We start from the raw sequence: 7,699 nt of genomic DNA, 5'->3' as shown, positions 1-7,699 counted from the left end.
ATATCTACGTCTATCTGCGCGCCCGCGCCAACGACGCCATTCCCGGCGGCCGGCCGCCCAAACATGAAGACAAGCCGCAAGCCGCCAAAGACGCCGAGGCCAGTTGTACGGGGATCAAATGACTGCGTGGAAACATCGTGTAAATGAGCACGGATGATGGCATGTCTTGTGACGTTGAAGAGCACAACAGGAGTATAAGATGAAGACACGAGCCGCGGTCGCGTTCGAGGCGAAAAAGCCGCTTGAAATCGTTGAGCTCGATCTGGAGGGCCCCAAGGCGGGTGAGGTCCTCGTCGAGATCAAGGCGACGGGAATTTGTCACACCGACGCCTATACGCTCGACGGCTTCGACAGCGAAGGAATCTTCCCCTCGATCCTCGGCCATGAAGGTGCCGGTATCGTCCGCGAGGTAGGACCGGGCGTCACTTCGGTGAAGCCGGGCGACCATGTGATTCCGCTCTACACGCCCGAATGCCGCCAGTGCAAAAGCTGCCTCAGCCAGAAGACCAACCTGTGTACCGCGATCCGCGCGACGCAGGGCAAGGGCCTGATGCCCGACGGCACCTCGCGCTTCAGCCACAAGGGCAAGACGGTCTTCCACTATATGGGCTGCTCGACATTTTCGAATTTCACCGTGCTGCCGGAGATCGCGGTCGCCAAGATTCGCGAGGACGCGCCATTCGACAAGAGCTGTTACATCGGCTGCGGCGTGACCACCGGCGTCGGCGCGGTGGTCAACACCGCCAAGGTTACGCCCGGCGCCAACGTGGTCGTGTTCGGGCTCGGCGGTATCGGACTCAACGTGATCCAGGGCGCGCGGATGGTTGGCGCCGACAAGATCATCGGCGTCGACGTCAACGATTCCAAGGAGGAATGGGGCCGCCGCTTCGGCATGACGCACTTCGTCAATCCCAAAAAGATCGATGGCGATGTCGTCCAGCATCTGGTCGGATTGACCGACGGCGGCGCCGACTTCACCTTCGACTGCACCGGCAATACCACCGTGATGCGACAGGCGCTGGAAGCCTGTCATCGCGGCTGGGGCGTATCGGTGGTGATCGGCGTGGCGGAATCCGGCAAGGAAATTGCGACCCGGCCGTTCCAGCTCGTCACCGGCCGGGTCTGGAAGGGCACCGCGTTCGGCGGCGCGCGGGGCCGTACCGATGTGCCGAAAATCGTCGACTGGTACATGAACGGAAAGATTCAGATCGACCCGATGATTACCCATGTCCTCAAGCTCGAGGAGATCAACAAGGGGTTCGATCTGATGCACGAGGGCAAGTCGATCCGATCGGTCGTCGTGTTCTAGAGGTTGCGTACTAAATCAAAAGCGTCACACACAAGGAGGATAGGCCAATGACCGTTCACATCCATCCATCGGTTGATAGTGGAGTCAAGAAAGGTTCGGGCAGCTTTGCCGGCGGAACCCTCGTCTGCAAATGCAAGGACAAGCAGGTGAAGGTCGGCATCAAGGGCGACGTCGCCCACAACCATGCCTGCGGCTGCACCCAGTGCTGGAAACCCGCCGGCGCGGTGTTCTCGGTGGTCGCGGTGGTGCCGCGCGAGAACGTGACCGTGCTGGAGAACGGCGACAAGCTTCACATCGTCGATGCCTCGAAGACCATCCAGCGCCACGCCTGCAAGGCCTGCGGCACCCACATGTACGGCCGCATCGAGAACAAGAGCCATCCGTTCTATGGTCTCGACTTCATCCACCCCGAACTGTTCACCGAAGGCGGCTCGGCAGCCCCGGCCTTTGCGGCGTTCGTGTCCTCGGTGATCGAGTCCGGCGTCAACCCGTCGGAGATGGGCGGGATCAGGTCGCGCCTCAAGGAACTCGGGCTTGAGCCTTACGATTGTCTGTCCCCGGCACTGATGGATGCGATCGCCACGCATGTGGCGAAATCCAAAGCGGCCTGACCCGGCCGCCTGAACCAAGTGCTCGCGTTAGCTCTCGCTGGTGGTCATCACCACCGGCGAGGCTGGCGTTTGCGCCTAGCGCAATCCGCAGGCGAGATCCCGGCTTCGCAATCTTCCCCGGCGGATGATCCAGCGTTCATGGCTGTGGTGCATCACGCGATCGAGCGCTGCCCGTGAACCCAAGGTCCTCTCGGGGACGCAGGCGATGACGGCATTGCGATCCTCGATGAATGGCTCATCGACGATCCATGTCCGCAGTTCTTCACCGGCGAGTCGGGCTGCGATCCGGTCGGGTGTTGGATCAATGTCGTGTGCCACCATCACGTTCATCACGATCCGGCCGCCCGGTGCCAGACGGGCGCGGATGGCATCGCAGGTCTCCGCGTCAAACTCTTCCGTGAAATGGAATCCCGGTCCGCCGACGTCGATCGCAATGCCGTCGTAATAGGCACGGTCATCGAACACGAATTTTCGAAAATCAGAGACGATGCAGGGCAATTCGTCCGGCAGATCGAAATATCTGTGCGCGAGCATGAAACTGATCGGGTTGATGTCGACGATGGTCAATCGCTTGCCGAGACGCGACAGCCGTGTCGCAAGATTACCGCCACCACAGCCCAGCACGAGGATTGTTTCGGACCGAGACAGCAGTTCGTCCATGAGCTTGACGTAGGTGAATACGCTTTCACCGTCCGGCGTCGCCTGGCTCTGTCTGATCCCCTCTTCGAAATACACGCGTGTGCCGTCCCAGGAACACTCGACGATATCGATCTGCCCATTCTTGCCTTGATAACGACCCAGCAATTTCACGGCAGGCAACTATCCCAAGGGTTGCAGCATCATAATACATGCTTTAAACATCTATTATCACGCAATTTGTAGAGAGACAACTCGTTCGGTAAAAGTCCGAGGATGTTTCCGCATTCGATCAAAATTCGATACAAGTCCCCCGGCCTCGATCCGCTGCAAGCGGCGCGAGCGGGGTTATGATATATTTTGCATCAAAATTGATGCTTGAAACGCTAGTTGGGATGGTATAGATATATCCGATCCACATCGGACCGGAAGCCGCCATTTCATGATCACGGCCAACCAGCTCAGGGCCGCCCGCGCGCTCCTGAATATAGACCAGCGGCAGACAGCCAATCTGGCGAATCTTTCGGTGCCGACCATTCAGCGCATGGAAGCCAGCGACGGCGTTATCCGCGGCAACGTCGATTCCCTGATGAAGTTGGTTTCCGCATTGGAGAATGCCGGGATCGAATTGATCAATCCGGGAGGGCAGAGTTTGACCGGCGGTCGAGGCGTCCGTCTCAGGGAGCACGTCACCAAGCCGAAAATGAAGAACATCAAGCAGCCCAAGCCGGCTTCGTCGCGGACCCTGGAGCGGGCGCGATAGACCCCCGGGTTGCGAACCAGCAAATCGATTATCTGCTTGAAGCTCCTGTGAAGGCATGGGATCTGCCAGCTTACTGTTGCCGATTTCTTTTCCTCAGACATCCGCATAGTTCCCCGCTACTCACGTGGGGGCGACGCTTTTGGCCGTTTGATCGAGCAGGGCGAGCAGCCCCTGCAAGATATTTATCGGCGGCGGCGGACAACCCGGAATATGAAGATCGACCGGGACGACCTGCGAGACCCCTCCTGCCACCGCATAGCTGCCGGCAAAGCAGCCGCCATCCCGGGCGCAATCTCCCACGGAGACGACCCATTTCGGGTTCGGGGTCGCATGATAGGTACGCTCCAGCGCGTCGCGCATGTTCTTCGTGACCGGTCCGGTTACCATCAACACATCGGCATGACGCGGCGACGCAACGAACCGGAGACCGAAGCGCTCGACGTCGTAATAGGCATTGTTCAACGCGTGGATTTCAAGTTCGCATCCATTGCACGACCCGGCATCGATTTCGCGTATCGACAGGCTGCGTCCGAGATGCCGCCGGGCGGCAAGGCCCACGGCGATCGCCAGTTCGGTTGCCGCGGCATCGTCGGGAGACGGCGCCTGCTCGGTGAACGGCCGGCGGAACAGGCTTTCAAAAAGCAGCTTGCGCATCTGTGCGGTTCCTCAGAGATCGTGGCCCGAATATGAGCAGTTGAAGGATTTGTTGCAGAGCGGGAAGTCGGCGACGATATTGCCTTCGATTACAGCCTCCAGCAGCGGCCACTGAAACCACGAGGGGTCGCGCAGGTGGCATCGCTCGATCCGGCCATTGCGCAAGCGGAGCCAGACCAGAACATCGCCGCGAAACCCCTCGACGATCGCCATACCTTCCCGCGGCTCACGAAGTTGGCCCGCATTCGCCCGCAACGGGCCTCCGGGAAGCCGGTCCAGTATCTGGTCGATCAGGGAGAGACTCTGCTCGACCTCGCGCACGCGGATCCAGACGCGGGCGTTGACATCACCCTCGCTCAGAACCGGCACGTCAAAGCTCAGGCTGTCATATGGCGGATAGGCGAGGGTCCGGCGCGCGTCAAAGGATCGCCCGGACGCGCGGCCGATGTAACCTCCAGCGGCATACTGTTTGGCCAATGCAGGCTTGAGCATGCCCGTGTCGACGGTACGATCCTGCAGCGAAGCGGTATTGTCATATAATTCGACCAGAGCAGGAAAGCGCCGGCGGATATTGTCCAGTGCCGCCCGGATAGCTTTCGTCCCGTTATTGTCGAGGTCGCGTGTCACGCCGCCAGGCACGATGACGTCCCGCATCAATCGATGCCCGAACGCTGTGTTGGATGCGCGCAGGACGTCCTCTCGCAATACGCTGCACAAAGCGTGCATCAATGTGAAGGAGGCATCGTTGCAGATCGCCCCGATGTCGCCGAGATGGTGCGCAAGGCGCTCGAGCTCTGCGAGCAGCGCACGCAGCCAGACCGCGCGATCAGGCACCGCGATCTCCAGCGCGGCTTCGACCGCCCGCGAAAAGGCAAACGCATACGCAACCGTGCTGTCGCCCGATACGCGTGCGGCGAGTTGAACAGCCCGATCGAGGTCGGCTCCGATCATCAGCCCCTCGATACCCTTGTGGGTGTATCCCAATCGCTGTTCCAGACGAACCACGGTCTCCCCGCTGGCCGTGAAACGGAAATGCCCGGGCTCAATGATGCCGGCGTGCACTGGACCGACCGCAATCTGGTGCAGGCCGTCGCCTTCCGCGGGGAGGAAGCGATAGGGCAAACCGTTCGACAGCGAGTCGATGCGATCCGCCAGCGGGAAGCGTGTTCCCCAACGGTTGTGGTCAAGCCACGGGCGTGGATCGGGCGAGCCTTCGGCCACCAGTCCAAACAGATCGTGAATCGCGCGCTCCAATCTGAGCGCCGGCGGGTGATGCTTGCCGATCGACGGATAATGGCGCTCGGGGCAGTCGAGGCTGATGACAGCGATTTCGGCGGTCTGCGCGTCGATGATCGCCATATGCACCGTTGCAGGTTCCCCCCAAAGGCCGAGCAAGCTCCAGCGACCCTGTGCCAGTCCGCTGCCTGCAACATTCCAGACCGCGGCATCGACCGCGGATCGTGGCCAGGGAGAGTGGTGCTGGACCTCATGGCCCTGCAGCATCAGATCGATCAAGGATGGCATGTCATGTTCCTCGCGCTATCCAAGCAGGGTCGCCACATGCTGGAACCAGATCACGACCGGGGCAGGAAGATAGACACCCGCGACCAGAACCAGCGAGAGATGGGCAAACATGGGTACATAGGAAGCCTCGACCGGAGCTGTGCTGCCGCGGGGGGTGCCGAACGCCACGCTTGTCAGGCGCAACAGCAACGCGCCGAAGGCCAGCAAAATTCCGGACACGAGGACGATGGCGAGCAGGGGCTGCCGTGCGAAGGTGGAGCTGACGACGAGAAATTCGCTCATGAAGATGCCGAGCGGCGGCAATCCGGCGATCGCGACGACGCCCACCACCAGGCCCCAGCCAAGCGCCGGATGCGTCACCGTCAGGCCCCGGATCCTGTTGATCCGCTGCGTGCCCTTGACCTGCGAAATATGACCGACGGCATAGAAGATCGCCGACTTGGTCAGGCTGTGCATCACCATGTGCAGCAGTCCGGCAAAATTGGCGAGCGGGCCGCCCATTCCGAACGCGAAAACGATGATCCCCATGTGTTCGATCGAGGAGTAGGCAAACAGACGCTTGATGTCGCGCCGGCGGTACAGCATGAACGCCGCGAAAACCAGCGAAACCAGGCCAATCGTCACCATCAGGGGGCCGGGCGAAATCGCGTTCGGACTGACCGCGAGCAATATCTTGAAGCGCAACAGGGCGTAGAGCGCCACATTCAGCAGCAGGCCGGACAGCACGGCCGAGATCGGCGTGGGACCTTCGGCATGCGCGTCGGGCAGCCAGGCGTGCAGCGGCGCGAGGCCGACCTTGGTCCCGTAGCCGAGAAACAGGAAGACGAAAGCGACATTGAGAAGGGCAGGGTCGAAATGCGCCGCGCGCTCGACCAGCAGCGTCCAGACCATGGCGTCCTGGCCCTCGCCGACGACCGGGCGCGCCGCCATGTAGACCAGGATCGTGCCGAACAGCGCGAAGGCGATCCCGACGCTGCCCAGGATGAAATATTTCCAGGCCGCTTCCAGCGCGGCGTGTGTGCGATAGATGCCGACCATCAGCACCGTCGTCAGCGTCGCGATTTCAACCGCGACCCACATCAGGCCGATATTGTTCGACACGAAGGCGAGGTTCATGCCGAACATCATGGTCTGATACATGGCGTGGTAAAAACGCAGGTATGTCGGCGTCAACCGGCCGGTGTCGAGTTCATGCGCGATGTAGCTGGCGCTGAAGATGCTGGTCGTGAAACCGACGAAGGTGTTGAGCACGATGAACACGATATTGAGGTCATCGACCAGCACGTACGGCGTGGGCTGCGGACGTTCGATCACGAACAATGAGAGTGCCGAAAGAAATGTCGCGAGGCTCGCCGCGACGTTCAACCGCGCCGTCAGCCGGTAGCCCGGCAGTATCGCCAGCAATGCCGCCGCGCCGATTGGAATCAGCAACACCGCCACCACCGGATTGAAGGAATGGAAGTTCATCGCCGCTCGCCCCGGTAGTCGTCGAGCGCGGAAACGTCCACCGAGTCGAAGCGTTCACGGATCCGGAACAGGAAGATGCCGATGACGATGAAGGCGATCAGAATCGAAAAAGCCACGCTGATCTCGACCACGAGCGGCATGCCTTTGGCGCCGGTGGCCGCCAGCACCAGTCCGTTCTCAAGCGACATGAATCCCACGACCTGACTGACCGCATTGCGGCGCGTCACCATGACCAGAAGTCCGAGCAGCACCACCGACAGGGCGAAGGCGAGATCCTCGCGCGCCAGCGGATCGGCTTCGGCGGTCACCCGCAGCATCAAAACCATCGACAGCGCGACCAGGGCCATCCCCGCCAGCATGGTCGGACCGATCCCGACGGCCGATTCGATGTCGCGATGAATCCCGAGCCGCTTGACGATGCGATGCAGCGCCACGGGAATGACGATCGCCTTGAAGACAAGGGCGATGGCTGCGGTGATGTAGAGATGGGGCGCGTTCTGGACATAGGCCTGCCAGGCGACGGAAAGGGCGAGCACCAGGGCGTGGAACGCAAACACGTTGAGCAGCGAATAGAGCCGGTCCTGGTACAGCATCATGAAGCTTATCAGGACGAGCCCGCCGGCGAGCGTGTGCGAGATGTCGAAGGAGAGGCTGTGCATCTGCATCAGAAACTCCTCGACACGAACAGGAGGAGGGTACCGAGCAGGCCGAGCATGAGCGCGGCACCGAGAAATT

At 61.0% G+C, this 7,699-nt stretch carries 8 protein-coding genes and 1 pseudogene; 4 read left to right on the top strand and 5 right to left on the bottom strand.

Going from position 1 to position 7,699, the window contains the following annotated elements; translation table 11 throughout:
- From ABR948_RS26270 to gfa, 3 genes and pseudogenes are all read left to right on the top strand, one after another.
- Nucleotides 1-122: pseudogene (locus ABR948_RS26270) on the top strand (c-type cytochrome, methanol metabolism-related); the annotation flags it as partial.
- 77 nt (nt 123-199) lie between these two features.
- A complete protein-coding gene (locus ABR948_RS26265; RefSeq protein WP_428123550.1) occupies nt 200-1,309 on the top strand; it encodes an S-(hydroxymethyl)glutathione dehydrogenase/class III alcohol dehydrogenase in 1,110 nt (369 codons plus the stop codon).
- A gap of 47 nt (nt 1,310-1,356) precedes the next feature.
- Complete coding sequence (gfa, locus tag ABR948_RS26260) at nt 1,357-1,920, top strand: S-(hydroxymethyl)glutathione synthase (RefSeq protein ID WP_428123548.1); 564 nt, start codon at nt 1,357-1,359, stop codon at nt 1,918-1,920.
- A gap of 75 nt (nt 1,921-1,995) precedes the next feature.
- Here the strand turns inward: gfa and ABR948_RS26255 are convergent, their stop codons facing one another.
- Entirely contained in the window at nt 1,996-2,730 is a 735-nt protein-coding gene (locus ABR948_RS26255; RefSeq protein ID WP_428123546.1) for a spermidine synthase, read from the bottom strand.
- Nucleotides 2,731-2,998: 268 nt separating this feature from the next.
- On the opposite strand from ABR948_RS26255, the gene ABR948_RS26250 reads away from it, so the two are divergent.
- Nucleotides 2,999-3,319 carry a helix-turn-helix domain-containing protein gene (locus ABR948_RS26250; RefSeq protein WP_428123543.1) on the top strand — a complete coding sequence of 107 codons (321 nt, stop codon included), beginning with the start codon at nt 2,999-3,001 and terminating at the stop codon, nt 3,317-3,319.
- Nucleotides 3,320-3,439: 120 nt separating this feature from the next.
- Here the strand turns inward: ABR948_RS26250 and ABR948_RS26245 are convergent, their stop codons facing one another.
- From ABR948_RS26245 to ABR948_RS26230, 4 genes are read right to left on the bottom strand one after another with little or no spacing between them, the layout of a single operon-like run.
- The gene (locus tag ABR948_RS26245; protein WP_428123541.1) at nt 3,440-3,973 is read right to left on the bottom strand and encodes an NADH-quinone oxidoreductase subunit B family protein; all 534 of its coding nucleotides are present in this window, start codon (nt 3,971-3,973) and stop codon (nt 3,440-3,442) included.
- A 12-nt stretch (nt 3,974-3,985) separates the two neighbouring features.
- A complete protein-coding gene (locus ABR948_RS26240) occupies nt 3,986-5,497 on the bottom strand; it encodes a hydrogenase large subunit (RefSeq protein ID WP_428123539.1) in 1,512 nt (503 codons plus the stop codon).
- A gap of 15 nt (nt 5,498-5,512) precedes the next feature.
- Nucleotides 5,513-6,964: a hydrogenase 4 subunit F gene (locus ABR948_RS26235; protein ID WP_428123536.1), complete on the bottom strand. Its 1,452-nt coding sequence runs from the start codon at nt 6,962-6,964 to the stop codon at nt 5,513-5,515.
- A complete protein-coding gene (locus ABR948_RS26230; protein ID WP_428123552.1) occupies nt 6,961-7,623 on the bottom strand; it encodes a hydrogenase-4 component E in 663 nt (220 codons plus the stop codon). The genes ABR948_RS26235 and ABR948_RS26230 overlap by 4 nt, the downstream gene beginning before the upstream one ends.
- Nucleotides 7,624-7,699: the final 76 nt, after the last annotated feature.

Source organism: Bradyrhizobium sp., assembly GCF_050014615.1.
In the GTDB taxonomy this organism is placed as follows: domain Bacteria; phylum Pseudomonadota; class Alphaproteobacteria; order Rhizobiales; family Xanthobacteraceae; genus Bradyrhizobium.
Note: the sequence above shows the minus strand (reverse complement) of the source record. Positions and strands in the feature narration are given on the sequence as shown.

Bases quoted from the DNA above. Each gene is read 5' to 3' on its own strand.
- gfa (WP_428123548.1), top strand. From the start codon at position 1,357: ATGACCGTTCACATCCATCCATCGGTTGATAGTGGAGTCAAGAAAGGT.
- ABR948_RS26240 (WP_428123539.1), bottom strand. From the start codon at position 5,497: ATGCCATCCTTGATCGATCTGATGCTGCAGGGCCATGAGGTCCAGCAC.
- ABR948_RS26245 (WP_428123541.1), bottom strand. From the start codon at position 3,973: ATGCGCAAGCTGCTTTTTGAAAGCCTGTTCCGCCGGCCGTTCACCGAG.
- ABR948_RS26230 (WP_428123552.1), bottom strand. From the start codon at position 7,623: ATGCACAGCCTCTCCTTCGACATCTCGCACACGCTCGCCGGCGGGCTC.
- ABR948_RS26250 (WP_428123543.1), top strand. From the start codon at position 2,999: ATGATCACGGCCAACCAGCTCAGGGCCGCCCGCGCGCTCCTGAATATA.
- ABR948_RS26235 (WP_428123536.1), bottom strand. From the start codon at position 6,964: ATGAACTTCCATTCCTTCAATCCGGTGGTGGCGGTGTTGCTGATTCCA.
- ABR948_RS26265 (WP_428123550.1), top strand. From the start codon at position 200: ATGAAGACACGAGCCGCGGTCGCGTTCGAGGCGAAAAAGCCGCTTGAA.